The 25,573-nt window shown below is 70.5% G+C and carries 21 protein-coding genes and 2 pseudogenes; 7 read left to right on the top strand and 16 right to left on the bottom strand.

Annotated elements, in window-relative coordinates:
* The first annotated feature begins 431 nt into the window (after window positions 1-431).
* A pseudogene (locus IE294_RS42580) lies at window positions 432-1,222 on the top strand (alpha/beta fold hydrolase).
* Window positions 1,223-1,704: 482 nt separating this feature from the next.
* Here the strand turns inward: IE294_RS42580 and IE294_RS42575 are convergent.
* The 4 genes from IE294_RS42575 to IE294_RS42565 form a co-directional block, all read right to left on the bottom strand.
* Window positions 1,705-2,685: a zinc-dependent alcohol dehydrogenase family protein gene (locus IE294_RS42575; protein WP_189894732.1), complete on the bottom strand. Its 981-nt coding sequence runs from the start codon at window positions 2,683-2,685 to the stop codon at window positions 1,705-1,707.
* A gap of 311 nt (window positions 2,686-2,996) precedes the next feature.
* Entirely contained in the window at window positions 2,997-3,188 is a 192-nt protein-coding gene (locus tag IE294_RS48475; RefSeq protein WP_229917973.1) for a nitroreductase family protein, read from the bottom strand.
* A complete protein-coding gene (locus tag IE294_RS42570) occupies window positions 3,151-3,681 on the bottom strand; it encodes a nitroreductase family protein (protein WP_229917971.1) in 531 nt (176 codons plus the stop codon). The genes IE294_RS48475 and IE294_RS42570 overlap by 38 nt, the downstream gene beginning before the upstream one ends.
* Before the next feature lie 110 nt (window positions 3,682-3,791).
* Entirely contained in the window at window positions 3,792-4,526 is a 735-nt protein-coding gene (locus tag IE294_RS42565) for an NADPH-dependent F420 reductase (RefSeq protein WP_189894731.1), read from the bottom strand.
* 575 nt (window positions 4,527-5,101) lie between these two features.
* Here IE294_RS42565 and IE294_RS42560 point away from each other — a divergent pair.
* From IE294_RS42560 to IE294_RS49480, 5 genes are all read left to right on the top strand, one after another.
* Window positions 5,102-5,650: a TetR/AcrR family transcriptional regulator gene (locus IE294_RS42560; RefSeq protein WP_189894730.1), complete on the top strand. Its 549-nt coding sequence runs from the start codon at window positions 5,102-5,104 to the stop codon at window positions 5,648-5,650.
* Window positions 5,651-5,755: 105 nt separating this feature from the next.
* The gene (locus tag IE294_RS42555) at window positions 5,756-6,187 is read left to right on the top strand and encodes an ATP-dependent DNA ligase (protein WP_306433535.1); all 432 of its coding nucleotides are present in this window, start codon (window positions 5,756-5,758) and stop codon (window positions 6,185-6,187) included.
* Window positions 6,188-6,691: 504 nt separating this feature from the next.
* The gene (locus tag IE294_RS42550) at window positions 6,692-7,549 is read left to right on the top strand and encodes an NAD(P)H-binding protein (protein ID WP_189894729.1); all 858 of its coding nucleotides are present in this window, start codon (window positions 6,692-6,694) and stop codon (window positions 7,547-7,549) included.
* A gap of 533 nt (window positions 7,550-8,082) precedes the next feature.
* Window positions 8,083-8,589 (top strand): hypothetical protein, encoded by a 507-nt coding sequence (locus tag IE294_RS48470; RefSeq protein WP_229917968.1) that lies wholly within the window; start codon window positions 8,083-8,085, stop codon window positions 8,587-8,589.
* A gap of 401 nt (window positions 8,590-8,990) precedes the next feature.
* Entirely contained in the window at window positions 8,991-9,236 is a 246-nt protein-coding gene (locus tag IE294_RS49480) for a hypothetical protein (protein WP_189894728.1), read from the top strand.
* Between the two features lie 149 nt (window positions 9,237-9,385).
* Here the strand turns inward: IE294_RS49480 and IE294_RS42535 are convergent, their stop codons facing one another.
* On the bottom strand, window positions 9,386-10,078 hold the full coding sequence (locus IE294_RS42535; protein WP_189894727.1) for a TetR/AcrR family transcriptional regulator: 693 nt from the start codon (window positions 10,076-10,078) through the stop codon (window positions 9,386-9,388).
* Window positions 10,079-10,131: 53 nt separating this feature from the next.
* Here IE294_RS42535 and IE294_RS42530 point away from each other — a divergent pair, with 53 nt between their 5' ends.
* Complete coding sequence (locus tag IE294_RS42530; protein WP_189894726.1) at window positions 10,132-11,250, top strand: FAD-dependent oxidoreductase; 1,119 nt, start codon at window positions 10,132-10,134, stop codon at window positions 11,248-11,250.
* A 722-nt stretch (window positions 11,251-11,972) separates the two neighbouring features.
* Here the strand turns inward: IE294_RS42530 and IE294_RS48460 are convergent.
* From IE294_RS48460 to IE294_RS42480, 11 genes and pseudogenes are all read right to left on the bottom strand, one after another.
* Entirely contained in the window at window positions 11,973-12,263 is a 291-nt protein-coding gene (locus IE294_RS48460; protein ID WP_229917966.1) for a hypothetical protein, read from the bottom strand.
* Between the two features lie 105 nt (window positions 12,264-12,368).
* On the bottom strand, window positions 12,369-12,719 hold the full coding sequence (locus IE294_RS48455) for a tyrosine-type recombinase/integrase (protein WP_229917965.1): 351 nt from the start codon (window positions 12,717-12,719) through the stop codon (window positions 12,369-12,371).
* A gap of 427 nt (window positions 12,720-13,146) precedes the next feature.
* Window positions 13,147-13,386, bottom strand: coding sequence for a hypothetical protein (locus tag IE294_RS42520; RefSeq protein WP_189894725.1), 240 nt, complete (start codon window positions 13,384-13,386; stop codon window positions 13,147-13,149).
* Window positions 13,387-13,574: 188 nt separating this feature from the next.
* Window positions 13,575-14,276, bottom strand: coding sequence for a TetR/AcrR family transcriptional regulator (locus IE294_RS42515; RefSeq protein WP_189894724.1), 702 nt, complete (start codon window positions 14,274-14,276; stop codon window positions 13,575-13,577).
* Window positions 14,277-14,350: 74 nt separating this feature from the next.
* Window positions 14,351-16,036: an allophanate hydrolase gene (locus tag IE294_RS42510; RefSeq protein ID WP_189894735.1), complete on the bottom strand. Its 1,686-nt coding sequence runs from the start codon at window positions 16,034-16,036 to the stop codon at window positions 14,351-14,353.
* Window positions 16,037-16,041: 5 nt separating this feature from the next.
* Window positions 16,042-19,638, bottom strand: a complete 3,597-nt coding sequence (uca, locus tag IE294_RS42505) for an urea carboxylase (RefSeq protein ID WP_189894723.1) — start codon at window positions 19,636-19,638, stop codon at window positions 16,042-16,044.
* Window positions 19,635-20,684 (bottom strand): urea amidolyase associated protein UAAP2, encoded by a 1,050-nt coding sequence (locus tag IE294_RS49475; protein WP_306433534.1) that lies wholly within the window; start codon window positions 20,682-20,684, stop codon window positions 19,635-19,637. The genes uca and IE294_RS49475 overlap by 4 nt, the downstream gene beginning before the upstream one ends.
* A gap of 1 nt (window position 20,685) precedes the next feature.
* Complete coding sequence (locus tag IE294_RS42495; protein WP_229917964.1) at window positions 20,686-21,639, bottom strand: urea amidolyase associated protein UAAP1; 954 nt, start codon at window positions 21,637-21,639, stop codon at window positions 20,686-20,688.
* An 85-nt stretch (window positions 21,640-21,724) separates the two neighbouring features.
* Window positions 21,725-23,329, bottom strand: a complete 1,605-nt coding sequence (locus IE294_RS42490) for an amino acid permease (RefSeq protein ID WP_189894722.1) — start codon at window positions 23,327-23,329, stop codon at window positions 21,725-21,727.
* A gap of 666 nt (window positions 23,330-23,995) precedes the next feature.
* Window positions 23,996-24,304 (bottom strand): annotated as a pseudogene (locus IE294_RS49985) (hypothetical protein); the annotation flags it as partial.
* A gap of 160 nt (window positions 24,305-24,464) precedes the next feature.
* Entirely contained in the window at window positions 24,465-25,280 is an 816-nt protein-coding gene (locus tag IE294_RS42480) for a class I SAM-dependent methyltransferase (RefSeq protein WP_189894733.1), read from the bottom strand.
* Between the last annotated feature and the right edge of the window lie 293 nt (window positions 25,281-25,573).

The following is a 25,573-nucleotide window of genomic DNA, read 5'->3' as shown; positions in this document are numbered from 1 at the left end:
CCACCGCTGCCACACCGCACTCGCAGGCCAGCCACCCATCAGCCGTGTGAACAACGCTGCGGGGCAATACATCTAGGTCGTCGCCAGGGACGCGGTTGCCACGTTCATGGCCATGTCCTGCCGCGCGCGGGTGGCGGGTGCCCGTCTTTACTGCCGATACAGCCCGTGAAGCTGCTCGTCCGGTACCGGTGGTAGCACCGCAACCACAGCGTCCTGCCACGCCCAGCGGCGACACCCCAAGCCCTACGGCGCAGTCGCCATGACTGTCACTGAGCGCTGCCGGCCGTGTTGGCCAGTTGGCCTGAAAGACAGGGCAAGCCCCTCCCCTGGCAGATGGGTTTTCGACCAAGCCGTCTCCACCCCCGGCTCCAGCCCCAGGGGCCGAGCGGGAGTCACTGGGGCCGCCGACACAGGAGTGAGGGAACCAGCCGATGACATACGCGACGGCACCGGACGGGACCCGCGTCGCCTACCAGGTGCAAGGCGAGGGAGCGCTGCTGGTCCTGCTGGCGGGCCAGGCCAACAACCACCACTGGTGGGACGCGGTCCGCGCCGACTTCCACCCCGCCCGCAGCACTCTCACCCTCGACTACCGCGGCACCGGCGACAGCGACAAGCCCGACACCCCCACAGCACCGAAATGTTCGCCCAGGACGTCATCACCGTCCTCGACGAACTCGGCATCGACCGGGCCGACGTCTACGGCACGTCCATGGGCGGCCGCGTGGCCCGGCAACTCGCTGCCCGCCACCCGCACCGCGTCGGCGCCCTCGTCCTCGGCTGCACCTCACCCGGCGGCCCTCGCAGCATCGAACGCGGCGACGAAGTCCGCCGGGCCCTGGTCCAGCCTCAGCCCGGAGCCGCGCGGAAAGCCCTGCTGGAGCTGATGTACACCCCCCGATGGCTCGCCGACCACCCCGGCCCGCACCACACCCTCGGCGACCCCAGCATGCCCGCCCACTCCCGGCGCCACCACTTCGCGGCCGGCAACCGGCACAACGCCTGGGACCTCCTGCGCGCCATCAGCGCCCCCACCCTGGTCATCCACGGAACGGAAGACCTGCTCAACCCCACGGCCAACGCACCCCTACTCGCCGACCGCATCCTCGGTGCCCGGCTCCACCTCATCTGCGAAGCCCGGCACGCCTACTTCGAGGAATTCCGCACCCACGCCAGTCCCCTCGTCCTGGACTTCCTCACCACCGCCCCGCACCAGCCGTAGTGGAACCCAACGTCGTGATGGAGGTCGCCGTCGACGTCGGCCCAGATGCGGCAGGACGGTGGCAGACCCGGCCAGGCCGCACTGACGTCGGCATGCTGCCGGGCGCCGGGCGTGTCGCCAGTCCAGTCGGGAGAAGGCCGGATCGCCGGTGCGCGGTCGCACATCGCCCGGCCACTGGCGCCCAACCGCCTCAGCTCGGTGGAGAGCGCGACGCGGCGCCGCTTTCGTCCTTCCTCCAGCCGGTGATGCCGAGCAGCAGGCCATCCAGGGGCCCGCGGACCAGTTCTGCGTACGCTGCCGGCAGCCGACCCACTGCTGAAGGCAGCCTGTGCACCGCATCGATCCCGATCAGATTCACAACATGCGTCCCCAAGCCGTTCCTTCCCTGAACCCGCTGCGGTGGCGCAGCGGGCGGAGGGGTTCGGCAGCTGGGTTTCCCGCGGTGTGGCGCCGGCTGAAGGCCGACCGTGGACACGGCGGGGTCAGTGGCTGATGACGACCTTGCCGAAGTGGGCACCGCTCCCCATGTAGGACGCGGCGGCGGGCGCTTCCTCGAAGGGGAAGACGCGGCCGATTACCGGCCGCAGCTTGTGCGCCGTGATGACCCTGTTCATGTCCTCCAGGTCGCTCCTGCTACCGCCGCCGATCGCGCGCAGCGTTGCGCCGCTGAGGGCGAAGTCCAGGATGTTCATGCCCGTCGAGTTCATCTGAAGGTGGCCGACCAGCGAGATGACGCCGCGGTATGCGACGGCCGTGATCGACTGCGCGATGCTACCCGCGCCGCCTACCTCCACGACCACGTTGGCGCCCTGACCGTCGGTGAGCTTGCGCACCTCGGCGCCCCAGTCCGGCATGTCGACGTAATTGATCACGTCGCTCGCGCCGAGTTCGAGGAGTCGCGCTGCCTTGTGTTCGCTGGACGTCGTGGTGATCACTCGGGCTCCCATGGTGCGGGCGAGCTGCAGTGCGAACAGTGAGACGCCGCCCGATCCCTGGACCAGCACCGTGTCTCCGGGGCCGACACCCTCCAGCGCCGTCCACGCCGTGATGGCGGCGCAGGGCAGTGTCGCCGCCTCGGTGAAGTCCAGGTGCTCGGGCATGGATGCCAGCCGCTGCTCGTCGATCACGACGTACTCGGTCAGCCACCCGTCGATGTCCGTGTGGTAGTTCTGGCCGGGCTTGCGCTGCGGTCCGCCGAACCACAGGGGGTTGAACGAGTTCACCACCCGGTCACCGACCTGGAACCGCGTCACGCCGGGGCCGGTGGATTCTATGACTCCCGCGGCGTCGGACAGCGGCACCCGGCCGGGCGGCACCGGGTAGCGGCCGTCCAGCATGAACAGGTCGCGGGCGTTGAGTGAGGTGGCGCGCACACGCATCAGCACCTGGCCGGTGCCGGGAGTCGGCTTCGGTTCCTCGACGAGCGCGATCCGGCCGGATTCGGACATCTTGAAAGTGCGCATGCGTTATCCCACTCCCTGACGTGCGCCACCTTCATGGGTGGCACGAGGTGATGGCTGTGTAGATGGGGCGGTGAATGGCGCCCGGAAGCCCGGCGGCCTTGAGGTGTCGGCAACCGAACAGGAGTGGGCGTCCGGTGGACTACGCCTGGTCGTTTCCGTTCGCGGTGTCCGCTTTCGATGAGCGTGTGGAGACGGTCGAGGGGCTCCTCGCTGGTGGCGCCGGCGCCCGTGCTCCAGGCCATGGAATCGGCCGCGAGGCGGAAGCGGCAGGTTCGAATCCGCTGCCGTGCCGCCTGGGCGGAGAGGAGCTGCTACGCGTCCAGGACGCCGGGGGTGCCGTGCAGGACCACGCTCTGTTCCAGTGGGATGCGGCCCATACGGATGTTGTTCACCGCTGCGGTCTCGTTGGCGGTGCCGAAGGAGATGCCGAACAGCAGCTTGAGCTCCTCGGGAACGCCCAGGAACTCACGGATGGTGTCGGCGTAGAAGCCGAGCATGGTCATCGGGACGCCGGCGAACCCGCGAGCGGCCAGAGAGCAGGAAGTTCTGCCCGTACATACCGATGTCTCCGGCCGCGCGCACGCCGTCGCCGAACGCGGGCATGAAGAGGAAAGCGACGTGAGGCGCGCCGAAGAACATCAGGCCCTCTCGGGCCGCCGCCTTCCGGGCTGTCCGGTCCTCACGCTTCAGGCCCGTGGCCTGGGTGAGGGTAGCGGCGTGGTGGTGCGCCCGGTCAAGATGGATACCCTCGCCGAAGTCGGCGTAGTCGAAGGTGAAGTCGTAGGAGAAACGGCCCTCGTCGTCGGCCTTGCGGATCTCCTTGCTCAGGCCGTCCCGCGTCGCGCCGGAAACGACGTGCACCGTCCACGGTTGGGTGTCGCAGTTCGATGGGGCCCTCTGAGCGTCTTCCAGTACGCCGCGGATATCGGACGGGGACAGCGGGGGCAGGAAGTTCCGGACAGAACGGCGGGCCCGCACGACGTCGGTGAAGGGCATGGCTGTGGGGGGCAATGCGATTCCTCTCTGGTGCGTTCGGCTTCCGTGGGGGCGGATGCGTTTCACGGACGGTGGTGCCGGGATGGCACGGCCGGGTGGCGCCCCGGGCATCAGCGGTGGGCGGAGCGGTTGAGTTCGACGACCTCGTCCAGCGTCGGCGCGGAGCCGATCGTGGCGAAGCGCTCCATGAGGCTGTCGCGGATGCGCGCGTCCCTGGCCCGGTCGGCCGCGGCCAAGGCCGGCCCGAGTTCGTCCAAGGTCAGCTCGGTGCAGTAAGCAGGGCCCATCGGCTGCTGGCGCCAGGAGTCGGCCAGGACGCCGGCGTCGAAGGGGTCGAAGCCGCTCTCGTCCACGAGGTGCATAGCCACCCGGCGAACTTCGCTGGAGTCCGCCGCGACCGGGATGGCGATGCGGCCAGGGGTGCCTGCCGGGGTGCCCTTGGTCTGCAGCGTCCCGGCCAGGACGGCGTTCCATGCCTTGGCCACGGGCCGTCGAAGCTGCTCGACCACCCACAGGCTTTCCACCTGCCCGTTGTCCACCGCTTCGACGGGTCCGTTGAGCTGGGGGTAGTAGTTGGAGGTGTCGATGACCACGGTCTCCTCGGGTACGGAGGAGAGCAGGTCCGCCAGCGCGGGGATCCGCGTGAAGGGGACGGACAGGATGACCACGTCCTGGTCCTGCACGGCCGCAGCGGCGGTCGCCGCGCGCGCCCCGAACTCCAGCACATCGGCGTCGATGGTCTCCGGTCCCCGGGAGTTGGCGACAGCGACGTCGTGTCCGCCGGCGCTGAACTTGCGAGCGAGCGTCGCCCCGATCGCACCCGTTCCGATAACGCCAATCCTCATGTTCTTCTCCATCTCAGGGTTGCGCCGCCCTCAGGCGAGGACGGCAGGATGTGGTGGCTACGCGAGAAGAGGGGCCGGCCGGTGAACTGCCAGGAGTCGTCCTGTTCGCGGGATCCACTCGCGATGAGTGCGCGAAGGCGGCCGACGGACTCCTCGTCGGCGGCACCGGTGCCCTTCACTCAGGCCGAAGAACCGGTGCCCTTCACTCAGGCCGAAGAGACGGCCGCGAGGAACAGGTAAACCCTCAGCCTCTCCGCGCCCCACAGGAGCGCGTCGGCCCGAGCGACCGGGCTGCCTATCCCATCGATCGGACGAGTTGACGCCTTCACACAGCACGCCGGTGCGCCCCTCAGTACGTAGCCGGTGGTCACCAGTGCCTGTCGACGAGGCTGAGGAACTAACCCGCGGCGGTCTGGGCACGGGCGGCGGCGTCGCCCTGCTTGCCGCTGAGGACGATGGGGCGGCGGGACATGGGAACTCCTCGGACGACTAAGTGGCGGGCCCCGCCACTTCCATTCCGCTACGATAACCACTAAGTGGCGGGCCCCGCCACTTCGGGTACTGTGAGGTGGTTCATGGGCGCGCAGCGGTCGGACGCTCAGCGCAATTACGCGCTGATCCTCGCCGTCGCCGAGCAGGAAGTCGCCGCGCACGGCGCGGAGACGTCGCTGGAGCAGATCGCCCGCGCGGCCGGCGTCGGGTCCGCCACCGTACGGCGGCACTTCCCCAGCAAGCGCGCCCTGCTACAGGCGGTCTTCCGGGAAGGCGTCGAGACGCTCGACGCCCGCGCCCGCGAACTGGCCGAAGCCGAGGACGCGCGGGGTGCGCTGCTCGAGTGGCTCGCCGCGCTCGCCAAGTACGCCGCCTCCGCGCGGGGCATGGCCGTGGCGCTGACGCGGGACGAAACAGACGCGCGCCAGGAGCACCCCTGTGACCGCCTCATCGACGCTGGTGAACCACTGCTGCTGCGGGCGATCGACGCTGGCGCGGTGCCGGCCGGGGTGACGTCGGAGGATCTGGTGACGTTGGTCACCGGCATCGTCCTGGCGACCGAGCACCGCCGGGATCCAACCGCGGAGGCAGATCGGTTGCTGGCAATGGCGATCCGGGGAATCAGCCCGTAGACCTGGCAGGACAGGCGATGACCGAGGCCGCGCTGCGAGGCAGCCCCCGGCTGCCATGCCGAAGTGTGCTCCACCTCGGCGCCCTGATCGGTCTGCCGCTCGGATATGAGCAGATGGACGAGCCCTTCTTCTCCGTGCGCCAGCTCGCCAACGCCGGCAGGCCGCCACATCCGGCAGAAACGGCGAGCTGGCCGTATGGGACACCGCGGGTCGCCTCGCGTTCGAGCGGCTGCGCAGAACCGGCCTGCCCGGCGCGGGGCTGGGGCGGTGCGGGCAGCCGAGCAGTGGCCGGCTCACTTCGTGGTGTTCGATCTGCTCAGGTTGTCCGGGACCGTGACGACCGGCTGGCCGTACCGGAGACGGCGGGCCGCTCTGGAGTCCGTGTTCGCCACCCGCCGGCTCTTGGCGCCGTGGGCGCTGTGCCCGTCGACCACCGACCCGGACACCGTGCGCGAGTGGCTGTCATGGGCGTCGGCCGGGGTGGAGGGCGTGGTCTTGGCACCGGCCGATGGTGCAGGGCGGTTACCGACGGTGTGACGCGGTGCGGTGGCCTGGATCTCCGCCAGGACAATGCCGGTCGCCGGTTCGCCGTGCACGGGGACGTACAGGCCCCGGTCGGCGTGACCGGCCGTAAGCCAGCCTCCGGCCCACGGGGCGTCGGTGGTCTCCAGTACGCGACCGGCGAGCGGGCCACCCAGGAGTCGGACGATCACAGCGGTACCGGGTTGCGGATGTGGGCCGCCGACGGGCTTGCGAGCGAGCGGGTATTCAACGCGCTGATGGCCCAAGCCGACGGCTACGAGAGGACCGCGGCCGTCCATCTGGCCCGCCTGATCCAGCATCGGGGGCATCTTCCTCTGGCATCAACCCAGACGACTCCACGGAAAACTGCAGAGTCTGGATGTCCGAGGTCGGTCGTCGTTCGCGGATGTCCGAAAAGCCTTTGACGGGTTGGCGGCCGTTGGCCGATGGTGTGCCGGTTGTTTCGGTCACGAGCCAGTCCTGCGGTGCCATCGGCTCTCGCAGGCGAGGGAGTTCCGCATGATTGCTGTGTCTGCCGCTTCAGGGGCCTTCGGCCGGCTCGTCGTGGATCATCTGCTGGCCCGGTGCCCTGCCGAAGAGGTGGTGGTTGCGGTGCGTGCTCCCGATCGTGTCGCGGATCTCGCCGCCCGAGGGGTCCAGGTGCGACGTGGCGACTACGACGTGCCGGACACGCTGCGCGCGGCGTTCAAGAACGCCGACCGGCTCCTGCTGATCTCCTCCCCGGAACTGGATTGCGCTCGCCGTATCCGTCAGCACCAGGCTGCCATCGAGGCGGCCCGCGCCGCCGGTGTCGGCGCCGTCGTCTACACGAGTTTTCTGGATGCCGACACCCAGGCCGAGGGCGTCACCGAGGCACACCACGCCACCGAGCGCGCGCTGCAAGCCAGCGGCCTGCCCCATACGCTGTTGCGTCACCCCTTCTACAGCGAAGCCTTCCTCAACTCCGGTCTGCGCGCCGCTGTCGTATCGGGCGCCTTGGACGACGCGACCGGCGGCCGCGGAATCAACACCGCCTCCCGCTCCGACCTCGCCGAAGCCGCCGCGCGCGTCCTGACTGAGGATGGCCACCTGGGCCGCGCCTACGACTTCACGGGTATCTTGTGGACTTATCTGCAGCTCGCCCAGGTCCTCACCCGCGTTTGCGGTACAACCGTCCTCCACCGCGTGCGGGACAGTCCCACTCCCGGTGCCCAGGGCTGGCTGGAGAACCAGGTCCGACGCGGAGTCCTGGAGCGGCAGACCGACGACCTCCACCGAGTCCTCGGACACCTCCCCACCACGCTGGACCAGGCGGTCGCCGAGATTTTCGTCCGCCACAGCGCGGACGGCCGGGAGGGGGAGCCTGATCGGATGTAGCGGCCTCCGCTTGGGCGTGCGCTCGACAAGGATGCCCCCGGACTTCTCGGTACGGCGCCACGGCCGTGCAGTGATCAGTTCAACCGGCTGAGTGTGGCAGCCAGCCCTCTCCCCGCCCAGCATCTGACGAGCCAATTGCGGCCGCACAGAGGCCGAACCGCCACTGCCGACGGGGCGCACAGGCGACCGCTGGGTACACGGACATCGACCGCCGGGCGCTCGAGAACACTGCGAGTGGTAGACCGGGCCACAGCACTCATTACGCAAGGCGATGTGTACCGCACTGTGCCGATCGAGCGTGGAGCGGTAAGCGTCCGTTAGATGCCGAAGAGTCCCTGGGCATCCTCTTGATCGATAGAGGAGAACAGCGGTGCCACTTCTGACGTTGTGTCACGGAAGAAGCACGGGCTGAGAGCAGTGGGTACCGTGCGCTGGGGGTGTCGTGAAAGATCACGTGGCGATGGCGGCTGGTGTGCCGCCGATCAGTTTTGCGTACGGGTGGAATGGGCGGTGCCCGGGACGACTTCGAGAAGATGATCATTGAGCTCGCGAACGCCACGATGCCTGGGGTCCGCACCGTCGCAGCCAACCCGGGTGACTGGGGCATCGACGCGTTCGCTGGCGACCTCGGTGGCTCCATCACGGTCTGGCAGTTCAAGTACTTTCATCCCGTCGCCGCGGCTACACACCAGCGGACGATCAGGGAGTCCTTCCAGTCGGTGATCAAGCAGGCGGCCGAGCACGGGCACACGGTGAAGATGTGGATCCTGTGTATCCCCTCCAGCATGGATGGGCCGACCACGAAGTGGTGGGACAAGTGGAAGAGGACCCAGGAACGTGACCACAACCTGGTCATCGACTTGTGGGATGAGACGCAGCTGACGGTCAGATTGCGGGCTCCGGAAGCTGATCAAGTGCGCCGCGCATACTACGAACTGCCCACGGCAGTGCCTCCCGTTGACGGGAAGCCCGACCAGTCCTGGAAGTGGACGAGGGCAAGGCGGCTGCCTTCGACTCTGCGCTCTTCGTCAGGCAGATGAGGGAGGCCGGCCATCTTGAGCTCGATGGTGCCAAGCGCCAGTTCTTCAATGCGGACCTGGTCGCGCGCGAGATCGCCCATAAGGAGTGCCGTCGGAGGTCAACGCTCTGGTGTCCACCGACGCGACCCTCCACGGCGTGTGGGAGAGCCGCTTCAACGAGTGCTGCGCTGACGACAGCCTGCGCAAACTGCACAGTCTGGTCTGGGCTGACGTCCGGACGGAGCACCCTCAGCTGCCCAAGCAGTTGAGGCTGGAGGTAGCACACGCCTGGGGCCTGGTTCACCGGCTCGTGGACAACCGAGAGGCCGGCTGGGTCAAGCACTGGCGCACCGTTGCCGCCGCGCACTCCGAAACCGATTTACACAACCAGCAGTCCCGGCACGAGCCTCCGACCGCAGGAGGTGGCGTTTGTCGGGGGTGAGGTCGGACAGGGTGCGGGCGATCAGGGCACCGAAGTCGTGATCGAAGTCGGACGGGACCGGCTCGCGGGTGCGGCGGATCTCCAGGAAGCGGAGCACCGACAGGTCGAGGTAGAGGGGCAGGCCGTGGGAGCAGTCGGTGATGACCTGGCGGACCTCGCCGCTGGTGAGCGGCTGGCCGTCGTGGGAGAGCCGACCGGCGAGGTAGTCGTCGCAGTCCTCGGGTGAGAAGTCGCCTTTACCGACTCTCGATGTGTGCGGGGGGACTCTGAACTGAGGTGATGCGTCGCGTAGATGTCCGTGACGGTTTTGAGTCGCCTGTCAAAGCAGCGGCTTTGCGCATTGCCGGGTCGCTCACCACCGGTCAGGGCTGAGCGTCACGCCGACGGCCGGGTGAGTTTGGCGGCCACGGCGTCGAGGACCCAGTCCAGGCCGGTTGCGAAGGATGTCTCGGCGTCCACGTCCGTGCCGTCGTGCACGGCCTTGGCCAGCGCCGGGAAGCGGCCCGTGGCCAACATGCTCGTGACACGCGGGCCGTGGGCGCGCTGCCAGTCGTGCTTGGACAGGCCCGTGACGCGCTCGGCCCGCAGGTTCGCGATCTCGCGCCTGATCGCGCCAATGTAGTAGGCGCTGACAGTCTCCACGGCGCGCATGACGGTGTCGATATGGGCGAGGCCGTCGAGGGCGGCCAGCGTGGCTTCGGTCACGGCCAGGCCGTTCGGGCCCAGGGCCGGGCGGCCGCCGAGCAGGTCGGCCAGCCATTCGTGACGGAGAGCGACCTGCCTGGTGCGGTGGGCGAGGGCGCGCAGCGCCTCCCGCCAGTCACCGAGCTGTGCCTCGGGGAGAATCTCGGCCTGGACCTCGTCCACCATGAGGTCGAACAACTCCTCCTTGGTGGAGATGTATCCGTACAGCCGCATCGGCCCGGCGTTCAGCCGGGCGGCGACCTTACGCACCGACACCGCCTCCAGCCCGCCCTCGTCGGCCAGCGCGATGGCGGCGGCGACGATCCCCTCCCGGTCGAGGGGCACGGGGCGAGGCGGCGGCTCCGGCCGGTCCCACACAGTCATGGTGACATCGTAGCGTTGCGATACATCGTCATGGAACAATACAGTGTATTGGTATGAGACATCGCATCGCAGTGGTCGGGGGCGGTCCCGGCGGCCTTACCTTCGCCCGTGTCCTGCACCGCCATGACTACCCCGTCGCTGTCCTCGAACGTGATCCCACCCCTGACGCCCGCCCCCCGGGCGGCATGCTGGACCTGCACGAGGGGCTGGGCCAGCTAGCGCTGGACAAGGCGGGGCTGCTGGCGGACTTCCAGGAGCTGTCCCGTCCCGAGGGACAGGCCATGCGCATCCTGGACACTGACGGGACCGTCCTGCGCGACTGGCAACCCCACCCGGACGACCGGGCCAATCCCGAGATCGACCGCGGGCAACTCCGGGACCTGCTGCTCGGCCCTCTCGACGTCCAGTGGGGCCGGAGCGTGACACGGGTGGTGCCGGGGGCCCGGGACGGCGTACTGGTCCATTTTGCGGACGGGCGGCAGGAGACGTTCGACCTCGTGATCGGCGCGGACGGCGCCTGGTCCCGGATCCGCCCGGCAGTCTCGTCGGTGACGCCGCAGTACACCGGCGTCACCTATGTCGAGACCTCCCTCGACGATGTCGACACCCGCCACCCTGACCTAGCCCGGTTGATCGGCGACGGTTCCGTGGCTGTGTACGGCGTGAACCGCTCCCTCGTCGCCCAGCGCAACAGCGGCGGCCACGTCAAGGTGTACGCCAAGTTCCGCGCGCCGCTGGACTGGCACACGAACCTGGACCTGGCCGACGTCGAGGCCGTGCGATCGAGCCTGCTGGCTCTGTTCGACGGCTGGGCCGCTCCCGTCCTCGACCTCCTCGGCCACGGCACCGCCTTCGTCCATCGCCCCCTCTACGTCCTGCCCGTGTCCCACACCTGGACCCACGTCCCTGGGGTGACGCTACTGGGCGACGCCGCCCATCTGATGCCCCCGTTGGGGGCGGGCGCGAACCTCGCGATGCTGGAAGGCGCCGAACTCGCCGAGTCGCTCGCCACTGGCTCTGGAGACCTGGACGAGACCGTCCGCGCCTTCGAGGAACAGATGTGGGCACGGGCCGGCAAGTGGGCGAAGATCACGACGGCCGGTCTGGAACGCCTCGTGAGCCCGGACCCCGCCGAAGCACTCGCCCTCTTCGACCAAGTCCAGCCATCCTGAGCACCAGTACCAGCACTATCACCTCGCCACAGCTTCACGGGACAGTACGGCACCGCCGCGGTCCCTTCCGGCAAAACCACCGCCAGACGAACCCACGGACGTCTGCACTGAACGCAGCCCTCAGCCCGCTGCGGCGAAAATCCAGTCCGATCCTCCTCGCGGGCCTGTTCGAGAGGTTGGGCTTCGAGGTCGGCGATGCGCTTCTCGACGAAGCGCAGGTTGGAGCGGGCGTCTTCGAGTTGTTCCTGGAGTGAGCGGTGCTCTCGCGTCATCTGGTCCAGACGGCGCTTGAGGGAGGTGTTCTCGGTGCGGGGGGCTGGGGCGGAGTCCGCGGGGGCACTCTGTTCAACGTCTCGGAGCTGGCCCATCAGTTCGCCGATCCGCTTGCGCTGCGTGAAGACGGTCTCCTGGGTGCGGGTGAGTGCCTCCTCGGCGTTGAGTGCGCGCTCGCGCCAGGATGCTTCGATGCGCTCGTGTTCCTGCTTGGCTCCTTGATCACGCCGTTGTCGGGCATCGGCGACGGCTGCTTGGACCAGGGCTCGTGCGTCCGTGTTCTCGAAGCAGAAGGTGGCGGACACTCCCGCTCGCTCGGCGATGGCTCGGACGTTGAGCCGTCTGCGTTCGCCGCGAAGCTGAGTGATGGTCTTTCGAGCCGGGTCAGTTTGTTGCGGGTCTGGCGGCGGCGAGCGGCGATCGCGGCCGCTGGGGGGGGGCAGCGGATGTCATGCGGCGTCACCGTCTTCGATCTCCGCTGGCTTGGTGAGGTCTGCGGCTCGGAAAGCGGTGGACCAGACGCAGCCGAAGTAGTCCTGGGGGCGGCGGAGGTCGAGCGCGAGGGCCTCGTCCAGGAGGCCGACGGCTTCCAGTGCCCGTTCCAGGCCGGTGATCGCGCGGGCGGTGGGCTCGAAGACCTGGTGGAGGTAGTCGGCGGTCGCACTGTCGGGCGCGCGTTCGGCGAGCGTGAGCCATTGCTCACGCTTGCGGTGCCAGTAGACGAGGTCGGCGCCCGACATCACGAAGTTCTCGCAGCTGTGGCAGTTAAGCGAAGGGGCAGGCCGCGCCGTCGACGACGTGCTGGAAGGTGCAGAAGCCGCCGTCGGCCGGGGTGGACCGGCGCGTCAGGTCGATGGCGAGGGCCTCGGCCTCTTCCTTGGACATGGGCTCGCTGCCGGAAAGGACCAGTCCGGGCGCGTCCGATCCGGGGCCGGTGACCAGATGGTCTGCGGGGCTTGTTCGAGGTGGGGGTCGGTGTTGGCGAGGTGGACGTAGTGCTCGGCCATCCGCTCGGAGACTTGCCCGAGGTAGCGCTTTACGTGGATGAGGTCGGCGCCGTTGCGCAAGAGGTTCGTTGCCAGTGTGTGTCGGCTTTGGTGGGGGACGCAGTGGGCGATGTCGAGCGTGTCGACCCAGTCGCGGAACAGCTTGTGGAACCACCCGTAGCTGTGGCCGACGTCGTCGCCCAGCTCCACAAGGCCGCCAACGGCCCGCTACAGGAGCTGCGCGCCCGTTCCCGGCCCGAGGACTGCATGCCCGGCCCCACGTTCTCTAACGACGTCCCCCGTACCAGTCTGGGAGTCTAAGCAAGATGAAGATCAGGCGAGTGACGAAGAGCAGACTGTCGGCCACAGCGGCGTCGGATCCGGTCCTTCTTGCCGAATTGTCGTCCGCCTCCCGCACACGGACGGCGGCCACGTATGCTCATGGAAACTTCCTACCCATCAGCGTGCACTCGTTGCGCACCACGCCACTCCGGCTGTGTGTGATCAACTAAAACACACCCACCACACCGGTCCGCTATAGAGACCGGCGTGGCTAAACGAAGGTTTGTCAGGTGTAGTGAGTGGTGGTCAGTTGTGGTCAGGTTCTCCGTGTGTTGATCAGGTTCGTTGAGTGTTTCTATGTGTTGGTTGTGGTGTTGGTGGGGTGGTTGAGCCAGTACAGGGTGGTGTCCATGTCTCGTGCGGTCCAGTTGCGGATCTGGGCTGGCGCGTCGGCCAGGTGCTGTTCGATCGCTTCTATGTAGCGGCTGTAGCGGCTGTTGCGGCCGAGTGCGTGGCTGAGGGTGATGCCGAGAGTGCGCGGTCCGCTGTGGGTTCGCCGGTCGTGGATGGCCAGGTCGCCTCGACCCGCGGCCACCGGCGGCGGGCGTGGTCGGTGAGGCGGGCGGGTGGTGGATGTGGAAGGGCATGGTGTTCGGCTCGGGGCCGGTTGATCTGTCGACATCGTGCAGGGCCGGCAGCCTGGCCCAGGCGTCGAGGTCTGCGGCGGGGCCCTGACGCGGCCGCCGCGTCTGTCCGGGGCACGGCCGGTGAGCTGGTTTGGAGTCAGTCGTGGGGGGCGGTGTCCGTCAGGTGGTTGAGGAGGATACGTGCTTCCTCCCGGGCGGCGGTCACCGCCTGCTCGGCGAGGCCGCACAGTCTCAGGCACGAGGACGCGATGGTGTCCGTGTCGGTCTCTTCGGGTGCGCGGGAACGCCGTATCTGGATGACGACCTCCACCAGCTGGATCAGCAGCTCGCCGATCCGTTGGGCGGGCAGGCCGCGGGCCACGTCCTCGGGTGCCGCCAGGGTGCCGAGCGTTCCGTAGCTCTGCAGCAGCCGGCCGCGCTCCTGACGGAAGGTGTCGAATTGTTCGGCCTGCACTTCGGGCAGCAGATACAGCGTGCCGATGTTGTACGGGGTGCTGGACAGGGTACGCACGTCCATCACCGCCATCGCGTAGAGAGCCGCGGCCGCGCTCGTCCGCTCGGGCGCCAGCGCCTGAATCCGCTTCACCATCTCCAGGCTGGGCCGTACGGACGTGGCCAGCAGTTCGGCGAGGATGTCGTCCTTGGTGGCGAAGTGGTAGTAGAGCGAGGCCTGTCTGATGCCCACGCGCTCGGCGATCATCCGGGTGCTGGTGGCGGCGATCCCGCGTTCGACGAAGAGCGCCCCTGCGGCGTCGAGGATCTGTTCCCGGGCCGAGGTGCCGGGCTTGGACGGCGGCGTGTGCCGGGGTCGGCCTTGGCGGGGATGCGTCGTCGTCATCCCCCCATCCTGTCACCCGGACGGCGGGCACCCGACCGTAGCCGGCGCCCGGGTGCCCGCTGCGCCGTCTGCGGTCACACGGATGCCAGATAGGCCCGCCAGCCGCCGAAGCGGGTGATGTCGGGCGTGCCTTCGACGGCGTACGGCTCCACCAGGAAGCCCTTGACCTGTCGCCCGTCGGCCAGTTCCACGGTGCCGATGGTCATCGGTGCGGGAACGGCGGCGGTGAAGGTTCCGAATCCCGCGGCAGGCAGCCGCCAGATCTCACCCTCGATGCCTGTTGCCCCGCTGCCCGTTTCCGCGCCGGTGCCCGGCATGGCATGGGCGGCGGTCCGGACCAGGCCCGGCTTGGGCGGCTCGGTGGCCAGGGCGTGCAGCCGGTAACCGCCGCTGGTGCGTGCCGTGCCCACCAGAGTGCCGCCCGCCTGCACCAGTTGGGCGTTGAGCGGTTGGCCGGTGAGGTGGGCACCGACCACGAACAGGTCGAGACCGGGGTTGGCGAGGCGCTCGGCCAGGGCTGCCAGGGCGCGGTCGGAGAACGCGGGGCCGGTGAGCATGACGCCGAACGGCAGGCCGTCCACGAACCCGGCGGGCACGGCGAGCGAGGCGCAGTCCAGCAGGTTGGCGAAGTTGGTGAAGCGTCCCATCCGGGCGTTGGCGCCGACCGGGTCGGCCGCCACCTCCGCCAGGCGGGGGTGCCAGGTGGTGGTCGGGGTGAGGAGTGCGGCGCAACCGTCGAGCAACGCGCGCCCGGCGGCGCCGAGGGCGGCGAGCCGGGCGGTGTCGGCGGCCCAGTCGGCGGCGGTTCTGTCCCGGCCCGCCAGCACGATGGAGGCGACGGTGGGGTCGAGGTCCGTGCCGATCAGGTGGCGGTGTTTCTCCAGGTGCGCGCCCACGGCCGCGTACCGCTCGGCGACGAACGCGCCGCCGTAGAGAAGTTCCGCGGCCTGGAGCAGCGGGGTGATGTCGGTTTCGGTGATCTCCACGCCTGTGCTCGCCAGGCGGGCGACCGCGGCGTCGAAAGCCGTGCGCCAGCCGTCCGCCATGCCGTGCAGGTGCCGTCCAGCCGGGACGGCGACCCTGGGGCGTGCGGGTGGCGGTGGGAGCTGGGTGCCGGCGCGGGAGAGCGGGTCGGCGGGGTCGGGGCCTTCGACGATCTCCGCGGCGGTGCGGGCAAGGCGCAGGTCGCGGGCGAAGACGGTGACGCAGTCGAGGGTGTAGCAGGCGGGGACCACCCCGGTCACGGGCACCAGGCCCTTGGTGGGCTTGACCCCGACGATGCCGTTGAGGGCGGCGGGCACGCGCCCGGAGCCGGCCGTGTCCGTACCGAGCGCGATGTCGACCATGCCCAGCGCCACCGCGACGGCGGAGCCTGAGGAGGAGCCGCCGGAGATACGGGCCGGGTCCCAGGCGTTGCGGACCGCGCCGTAGGGACTGCGGGTGCCGACCAGGCCGGTGGCGAACTGGTCCAGATTGGTCTTGCCGAGCACCACGGCGCCGGCCGCGCGCAGCCGTGCCACCGCGGGCGCGTCGGTCTCGGGCCGGTAGGCGTACGTCGGTGCGCCCGCGGTCGTGGGCAGGCCGGCGACGTCGATGTTGTCCTTGACGGCTGCCACCAGGCCGGCCAGCGGCAGCGCCGGGTCGATCCGAGCCGCTTCGGCGAGCACTTCGCCGCGGGGCCTGAGGTGGATCCAGATCTCGGGCCGGTCGGCCGACTGGATGCGGTCGTAGGCAGCCTCGACGCGTTCGGCCGGTGTCATGGCGCTCATATCCTCACCGCCGCGAGGATCTGGCCGGGGGCTACCTGTTCGCCGGGTTTCACGTAGATCTCCAGCAGCGTCCCCGCGGTGGGCGCGCCCACCTTGGACTCCATCTTCATCGCCTCCAGCCAGAGGATCGGGTCGCCTTCGGCGACGGCGGCGCCCGGTTCGGCGACGGTCTGCCAGACGGTCGCGGTGTACGGCGCGATGACGGCGACCGTGCCGTCCGGGACGGTGAGGGTGGCGGAGTCGGCGGCCGGAGGGCGGGGATCGTCGTCGCGGTCGAACTCGCCGGAGGCCCGCCAGCGTTCCTTCTCCGCCTCGAAGGCGGCGCTCTGCCGTTCTCGGAAGGCAGCGATCGAGCCGGAGTTGGCGGCCAGGAAAGCGTTGTACTCGGCGATCGAGAAGGTCCCCTGCTCGGTGTCGAAGGCACCGCGGCCGGCGTCGGTCTCGGCACGCAGCTCGAGCAGTTCCTCCGCGGTGACGGGGTACCACTCGATGCGGTCGAAGAAGCGCAGCGCCCACGGCGAGTCCTGGAACAGGCCGCCTTTGCGGAAACGGTTCCAGATCTGCACGGTGCGGCCGACGAACTGGTAGCCGCCGGGGCCCTCCATGCCGTAGATGCACAGGTAGGCGCCGCCGATGCCGACGGAGTTCTCCGCGGTCCAGGTGCGGGCCGGGTTGTACTTGGTGGTCACCAGGCGGTGCCGTGGGTCGAGCGGGGTGGCGACGGGGGCGCCGAGATAGACGTCCCCGAGTCCGAGCACCAGGTAGGAGGCGTCGAAGACGGTGCGGTAGACGTCGTCTGCGCTGTCCAGGCCGTTGACGCGGCGGATGAACTCGATGTTCCACGGGCACCACGGGGCGTCGTCGCGCACCCCGGCCATGTACCGCTCGATGGCCAGCCGGGTCGCCGGGTCGTCCCAGCTGAGCGGCAACCGCACCGTGCGGGAGGGCACCACCAGCTCACTGGTCGGCGGTACCTCGTCCTCGAGTTCACGCAGGAGGGCGGTCAGGTCGCGGGCCTTCAGCCGGCGGGCATCGGTGTGGATCTGCAGCGAGCGGATGCCGGGGGTGATGTCGATGATGCCGTCGGGTGCGTGTGTGGCGAGGGTCTGCTGGAGGGCGTGCACCCGCATCCGCAGGCCGAGGTCCAGCACCATGGGGCCGTACTCGACGAGGACGTTGTCGTCGCCGTCGCGGCGGTAGGTGACATCGGGCCGGTCGTGCGTGGCCTGCAGGCGGCCCAGGACACCGTCGTCGCCGTCTCCGCCACTGCTGATCAGCGTGGGCGAGGCGCGACGGGCGTCGAGGGCGGCAGCCTCGGCTTCCCTGACGGGCACGAAGCGGACGGTGTCGCCGGGGCGGAGCTGGCCGAGCTTCCACAGCTCGCCGCTGGCGACCACCGCGGGGCAGACGAATCCGCCGAGGGACGGCCCGTCGGGTCCCAGGACGATCGGCGTGTCGCCGGTGAAGTCCAGCGCGCCGACCGCGTACGGCGTGTCGTGGATGTTGGAGGGGTGCAGCCCGGCCTCGCCGCCGTCCTGGCGGGCCCACCGCGGCTTGGGCCCGATCAGGCGGATGCCGGTGCGGGCCGAGTTGTGGTGCACCTGGTAGTCGGTGGCGTAGAGGGCGTCGATGTCCTCGCGGGTGAAGAACTCCGGTGCCGCGTGCGGCCCTTCGGTGACACCGATCCGCCAGTGCGGGGTGATCGCGGGGCGGCGCTCGATCGGGGTCGGGCCGCCGCCTGCGGTCGTGGCGGCTCCGGGCCGCAGGACGTCTCCGGCGAGCAGGGCCCGGCCGCCGTGGCCGCCGAAGCCGCCGAGGGTGAAGGTCGAGGCGCTGCCCAGGTATGCGGGTACGTCGATGCCGCCCCGGACGGCCACATAGCTGCGCAGGCCGGGACCGTGGCAGGCGCCGAGGACGAGGGTGGCGCCGGCCGGGACCGGCACCGGCTCCCACAGGGCCGCCGCGGTGCCGTCCACGGTGACCGGGACGGGCGCCCCGGTGACGGCGACCACGGTGGCGTCCGAGAAGCGCAGGGTCAGCCCGCCCGCCGTGACCTCCAGTGCGGGCGCCTCGGCCGGGTTGCCGACGGCCAGGTTGGCCTCGGCGAAGGAGACGGGGTCGAAGGGGCCGCTCGGCGGTACGCCCACGTGCCAGTAGCCGAGCCGGCCGGGAAGGTCCTGGACGGTGGTCATCGCTCCCGGCACCAGGACGTCGATGCGCGGATCGGGATCGGCGGTGGTGGCGAGGGTGCTGGTGCTGTGCACGGCCTCGCGCACCTCCTCCCGTACGGTCAGCGCGCGCAGCAGGCCCAGGTTGGTGACGACGCCGTCGACCCGGCTGGCGGCCAGGGCCGAGCCCAGGACGTCGAACGCGGCGTCGCGGGTGGGGCCTTGGGCGATGACCTTGGCGAGCAGGGGGTCGTAGTACGGAGAGACCTCCAGGCCGGTCTCGGCGAAGCCGTCGACGCGGACGCCGGGCATGCCGTCGGCGCCCTGGCCGGGGAAGGCCGCCCGGGTGATCAGGCCCGAGGAGGGCTGCGAGTCCCGGCCGGGGTCCTCCGCATAGACACGCGCTTCCACGGCGTGCCCGGTGGGCGTCCACTCCCTCGTGAACACCGCGTCGTCCACCGCGCCGTCCCGGGCCAGGGTGAGCATGAGTTCGACGAGGTCGACACCGTACGCCTGCTCGGTTACCGGGTGTTCGACCTGGAGCCGGGTGTTGACCTCCAGGAACGCGGCCTCCTCGCGCAGGGGGTCGTAGACGAACTCCACGGTGCCCGCGCCGCGGTAGCCGACCGAGGCGAGCAGCCGCCGCGAGGAGTCGTGCAGCAGCGCGCGGACAGGGGCGGGCAGGGCCGGGGCCGGGGCCTCCTCGATCACCTTCTGGTTACGGCGTTGCAGCGAGCAGTCGCGGTCGCCGATGACGGCGATCCGGCCGGTGCCGTCGCCGAAGACCTGCACCTCGACGTGGCGGGCGGGGCGTACCAGGCGCTCCAGGAAGACCCCGGACGACCCGAAGTTGGACTCGGCGAGGGCGGCGACGCGGGCGAAGGCATCGCGCACATCGTCCGCGGTGGCGCAAGCCTGCATGCCGATGCCGCCGCCACCGCCGGTGGCCTTGACCATCACGGGCAGCCCGATCGACCCGGCCGCGGTGACGGCCTCCTCCGCGGTCGCGAGGAGCTCGGTACCGGCCAGCAGCGGGACTCCGGCCGCCTTGGCCAGGGCGCGGGCGGTGTGCTTCTCGCCGAAGGCGGTGATCTGGTCGGCGGTCGGTCCCGCGAAACGCAGTCCGGTCTCCTCCACGGCACGGGCGAAGGCGGTGTTCTCGGAGAGGAAGCCGTAGCCGGGGTGGATGATGCCGGCGCCGTGCGCGAGCGCGGCCTCGATGATCGCGTCGCCGCGCAGATACGACTCCCGGGCCGGCGCCGGCCCCAGACGGACCGCATGGTCGGCCTCGCGCACGTGCGGCGCGGCCCGGTCGGCGTCGGAGAACACGGCGACGGTGCCCAGGCCCATCTTCCGGGCGGTACGGATGACACGTCGGGCGATCTCACCGCGGTTGGCGACGAGAACAACGGTGGGGCGGGTCACGCGGCGTCCTCCGAGGTGGTGCGGGCGGTGGTGTGCGGGCACGGTGGGGCGAACACGCCGGGGCCGACGGGGGCCGCCGGGTCCGGGCCCCCGGCCACCGGCCCTTCCCTGCCCGGACCACCCGCGGCTGGACCGGCCCGACCTGGGCCATCCCCACCGGGGCCAGTTCCACTTGGGCCACCGACAACCGGGCCACCCCCGTCTGGGCCACCGACAACCGGGCCACCCCCGTCCGGGCCGGCCTCACCCGGACCACCCCCCACCGGTCCACCCCCATCCCGGCCGCCCGGCTCGTCGCCCTCCGTCGGGTCCGTGACGATCATGCGCAGCGGGGTCGGGTTGAAGTCGTTGCACGGGTTGTTCATCTGGGGGCAGTTGGAGACGATCACGAGGACGTCCATGTCGGCGCGCACCGCGACCCGGCGGCCCGGTGCGGACATGCCGTCCACGATGCCCAGCGCGCCGTCCGCCTCGACGGGCACGTTCATGAACCAGTTGAGGTTGGAGACGAGGTCGCGCACCCCCAGGCCGCGCCGGCCGGCCTCGGCGAGGAAGTTCTCGCGGCAGCCGTGCTGGAACATCACGTGGTGGCCGTAGCGCAGGGTGTTGGACTCCTTGCCGCAGGCGCCGCCGATGGTGTCCTGGCGGTCGATCTCGTTGGCCACGACGGTCATCAGCGGGCGCCCCTCGTCGCTGCGCAGCACGGTCCCCGTGCGCACGTAGGCGTTGCCCTGCCAGGCCAGGGTGTCAGGGACGCTGTAGCGCTCCCCGGGATCGGCGGCGTTGTAGAGCAGACAGTCGGCCGACTGGTTCCCGCCGACGTCGACGATGGTCAGGACGTGTCCCTTCGCCACCACCGCCGACCACGGCGCGTTGGGGGCCACCACCTCGTCCAGGACGACGGCGCCCTCGACCAGGCTCGTTCCCCAGTCCAGGGCGGAGCCCTCCGCGTAAACGGCGCCCACCGGCACGGTGGAGGCGAGGGTGCCGCCCGCGGCGGTCGGACGGCTGGTCGGTGTGTTCTCGGTCCGAGTCGTGGTCGCCATGTCACAGCCCCCTGGCTTCGCAGTAGTCGGCGGTGTTGAGGTACGCCCGGTGCAGTTCCGGCGTGGCGGTGAACCGCGGTTCGTCCGGGCCGGTCGGTTCGCCGCGCCAGGCATGCACCCGCAGCGGCCCGACGACATAGCCGGGCCGCGGGTCCAGCGGGTGGGCGACATTGGCGACCAGCACCAACAGGGGCAGTTCCGCGACGAGTTCGACATACGTGCCCGGACCGGCGCTGCCCTGCCAGGCGAGGGTGCCGTCCGCCTCGACGCGTACGCCCTGGAAGAAGGAGACGCCGGGCGGCAGATCGCGGCGGCTCAGACCGTGCTTGGCGGCGGCCTTGAGGAAGAGTCCGCGGCCGGACGGCGACGGCCCCTCGGGGCGGGCGTCACCGTACTTGCGCGCGTTCCACGCGTCGGTGCTCGTACCGCAGAAGGCGTCGTGCCGGCCGGAGGAGTCACCGCTGACCACGGCCAGGACCCGGCCGTCGCCGGACAGCAACGGGTGGTTCTCGCCCAGGTACGCCTGCCACGGGATCTTCTGGGTGTCGGCGACGTTGAGCCGCTCGACGGGCTCCAGCGCGTTGAAGAGCAGCAGGTGGGCACAGGCGTCACCGGTCGGGTCGTCGAAGCGCAGCCGGGTGCCGCGGGCGAGGACCTTGTGGGTGTAGCCGCCGGGCGCCACCGTCTCCGCCCACACGAGGGCGGCCGGGTCCACCCCCGGCGGGCAGTACGGGCTGCCGGACGCGGGCAGGTACGGCATCCACGTGCCGGCCTGCCCGCCCTGCGCGCGGGCGTCGACGCGGGCACTGCGGACACTGTCGGTCAGGTGCAGATCCCGGACCCGGGCGGCGGCCCGCCCCTCGGCCGGCTGTCCGGAGAGCGGGGCGGTGAGCGGTGCGGTGGGGTGCTGGTCGTACGGCGGCGCGCCGGCCGTCGACCCTTCGGCCGTGTTCATGGATGTCCCGTCATCCTCTCGTCGGTGAGTCATCTGTACGTCGGGCGATCAGGCGGTCGGGCGGTGGGCGGTCGGGCGGTCGGGGTCACGCCGGCTCGGTGACGGTCCGGGCCTCGGCCGGCGGCTCGACGTGCGTGTGCGGTACGTGCCTCAGCTCGATACGGCGGTGCAGCCGGCGGACGAGGAAGTAGCCGGCGCCGGCGGCCAGGCTCAGCCCGATGAACAGCGGGGCGCTCCACCGCAGCCACCACGTCCCGCCGGTGAGGTCGTAGATCTCCGGGCGGGGCCAGGCCAGGTTGACCGTCATGCCCGTCTGGTAGAGCACGGCGAGCGTGTTGACCGCGATCCCCCGGCGGCCCAGCGAGAACAGCGGCCGGCCGGTCTCGTCGACGCCGCCGGGGAGGCCGCCGGTGCGCCGGTGCCGGATCCGGGTGACCAACAGCGGCAGCGTCACGCCCAGATAGGCCAGGTACAGCATGGCGATGCAGAGGCTGGAGAGGGCGGTGAAGATCGCCGACTGGCGGACGTTGACCAGCAGGGCGATCGCGGCGCCCGCGCCCACGACGACCGACGCGACGACCGGTGTGCCGGTACGGGCGGAGACCTTGCCGAGGTGCCGGTGGAACGGCAGGGCGCCCTCGCGCGCCATGGAGTACATCATCCGGGCGCCGGAGCTCTGCACGGCCAGGGTGCAGGCGAACACGGCCACCGCGACGCAGCACAGCAGCAGTCGGCCCAGGACGCCGCCGAGCCGGTCGGTGAGCACCCAGGACAGGCCGCCGGCGGCGAGCTTGCCGTCGGTCAGGCTGGGCGCCGCCAGCAGCCCCGCGAGGATCAGCAGCGCCCCGCCGACACCGGAGGTGATCAGCGCCCGCAGGATGGTCCGGGGGGTGGTCCGGCGCGGGCTGTGGGTCTCCTCCGCCAGTTCGCCCGCCGAGTCGAAGCCGACCATGACGTACGCGGCCATCAGCGAGGAGGCGAGGAAGGCACCGGCGTAGCCGCCGTGGCCGGACCAGCCGGTGTCGTGGAGCACGGCCTGCGGGCCCCGCTCGGGCAGGAAGAAGAGCACCAGCACCAGCACGACCACGCCGATGATCTCGACGGTGACGCCGAAGCTGGTGGCGGCGGCCGTCTGGCGGATGCCGAGGATGTTCACCACGGTGGTGACCACCAGCAGCAGGCAGCCCAGCAGGACCGCGTTCCGCGCGCCGGTCGGGGAGCCTGGCGAGGGATCGGCGCCCGGCCCGCCGACGAGTTGGAAGCCGGACCAGATGCCCGGCAGCACAGCCTGCGCCGCGATCGCTGCCGCCGCGACCGTCAGGATCTGCCCGATGATCATGATCCAGCCGGTGAACCAGCCCGCCGTGGTGCCGGCGAGCCGGCTCGACCACTGGTAGATCGCCCCGGATATGGGCCAGCGCGCCGCCAGTTCGGCGAAGCAGAGCGCGACCAGCAACTGGCCCGCGAAGACCAGCGGCCAGGTCCAGAAGAAGGCCGCGCCGCCGAAGCCGTAGCCGAGGCCGAAGAGCTGGAAGACGGTGGTGAGGATGGACACGAAGGAGAAGCCCGCGGCGAAGGACGCGAAGCCGCCGACTCCGCGGCGAAGTTCCTGCTGGTAGCCGACGTCGGCGGAACTGGTCGTGACGTCACCGTCAGGGCGCTGCCGAGAGACGAATTCGGGCCGGCTCATCGCCGCACCTCCGATCGGTTGCGGTTACCTGTCGATTGACAGGTATGGCGATGCTCGACCGCACCGGTCTCGCGCCCGAGTCCCGGGCGTTAACTTCGTGTATCCGGTGCCGGGTACGGCGTGACCCGGCCAGCCCGCCGCGAACCCGGCGCACATGCCACTGCGCGTGCCGCTTGCCGGCTGAGGCAGGTCATGACCACCACCGCGTGACCTTGACACCGGTAGGGGCTACGGCCTTCCGACCGGCCTCGTCCACGGGGCCGACATCCCCCTGGTGAGTCCACGCCTCACTCCGCCGAGTGGCACGGGCAGCGCGGGCACAGGTCGCTTGAGGCCGCAGGGCCCGTCTCAGGGGGGCAGGCAGGGCCGTCTCGGGGGAGCGGCGTGGGCCCTCGCGGGTGCAGTGGCGGGGCGCCGCCGACCGTACCCGGCCTCCTGACCCTCCGGTGTCGCCACGGGATTCGCTCGCGGATCATGCTGTGCTGTGACCGGCTTCCATCCGCTGTGGCGCACCGCCCGGCCCGTGCACCGCCACTGTGACTGGAGCGCTCCGGCACGGGGCGGGAAGGCGGTCACACGTTCCCCGGCACCGGCAAGAGACGACAACGCGCCCGCGTGAGGGCAGTTGATACGGAGGTGGCGGGTCCGGCCGCGAGGCGATCAGCCTCACCAGGGGTGTTCCGGCTGACCGGCACCTTGAAGGCCCCCGTCATCCGGGCGCCGGCCCGGACCGCGAGCGCGAGACCGACCGACACCGGCGTCGACCGCAGCCGCTCGGTCCGTCGCCCGGACCCGCGGGTGAGACCGGGTACTCGCTCGGCGAAGGTCATGCGCTCGCAGCATTCCTCCCCGCAGCGAACCCCCGCACACGGGCCTCCGCACCCGCAACGACACCACGACGAACATGCCCGTTGTCGGCAGGTCACGAGGAAATCGCAGTGAGGAGCCATGAGTTCGCCCCGGCCGGCGCCCGCACCCTGGACAGGCTCACGGCGAAGGGTTGTCGACCACACCACCATCCAGCCAGGCGATTTCCGGGCGGACTTCAGTGTCGTAGGCGGTCAGTGCGCGTTTGAACCCGCCTCCACTCATCAGGCCCCTTTGGAATCGATCATCCGGGGAACCGGGAGGCGCTCTACCGGCGGACCGCCGCGATCAGTCCGCCGGGCCGCTCCTCGCGCTGCGGCGGGGTGCTGATCGGGCGGCCGTAGGCGGCAGCGCGCTCGCGCAGGGTGTGGCTGTCGGCCTCCCAGCCGTGCCCGGCCAGCCAGCCCACCGGGTCGTCGGGCATCTCCGAGATCCACATGGACGCCGCCGATCCTGGTACGGCGTCCGCACCGAAGCGCTCGATCACGCCGCGCGAGCCCAACGTCAGCCCCATCCAACTGCCCGCCGCCGACTGCGCGCTGATCCGGGCCAGCAGCAGTTCCACCGCGTCCTCGGGCAGATAGATCAGCAGTCCTTCGGCGATCCACACGGTCGGCACCGCCGGGTCGTGCCCTGCGGCGGCCAGCGCGCCTGGCCAGTCCTCACGCAGATCCACCGCGACGGTGATCCGCTCGCAGCGTGCGACGGCGCGCTCCTGGCGCAGCACCGAAGCCTTGAAGTCCAGTGGGGCGGCGGTGTCGACCTCGAAGAGCCGGGTGCCCTCGGGCCAGTCCATCCGGAAGGCCCGGCTGTCCATGCCGGCGCCGAGCAGCACGACCTGCCGGACCCCGGACGCGGAGGCCCGCTGCAACAGGTCGTCGAGGAACTTCGTCCGGATGACGATGGAGAACGACACGGCCAGCCGGCGGCGGCGCGCGGCCTCGTCATCGGTCAGCGGCGGCGAGGAGGGCCAGAGGCCGCCGGCGGTTGCGAAGGCCTGTGCCAGCGGGTCGCGGAACAGCGCGTTCTCCCGCTCGGTCTCCAGCGCCCGCACCCTGGCCACCCCCACCGCCGTGGCCCACACTCCCGACGGCTGCACCCGCTCCTGCTCATCAGTCACCGCGCCAGCCTAGATGACCGATTCCAAGGGGAGCTGATGAGTGGAGCCAGGTTCATGCGCGGCCAGCCGGTCATCCGCGCACACACGCAGCAATGAGGTTGCCGCCGAAGGTGAGCCGGTCGACGATGGCCGCGACTTCCACTCGCCACCCTCATCCGGGTGTCGTGCCCAAGACAGGAGTGTGAGCTTGTTCCGCTTTGACGGACACCATCGGTGTGGTGGTCAGGCGGCGAGTGCGGCCTCGTAGTCGGCGGGAC

This window comes from Streptomyces canarius, assembly GCF_014650735.1.
In the GTDB taxonomy this organism is placed as follows: Bacteria; Actinomycetota; Actinomycetes; order Streptomycetales; family Streptomycetaceae; genus Streptomyces; species Streptomyces olivaceoviridis.
The sequence above is the reverse complement of the archived record's forward strand: the minus strand, read 5'-3'. Positions and strand labels throughout refer to the sequence as shown.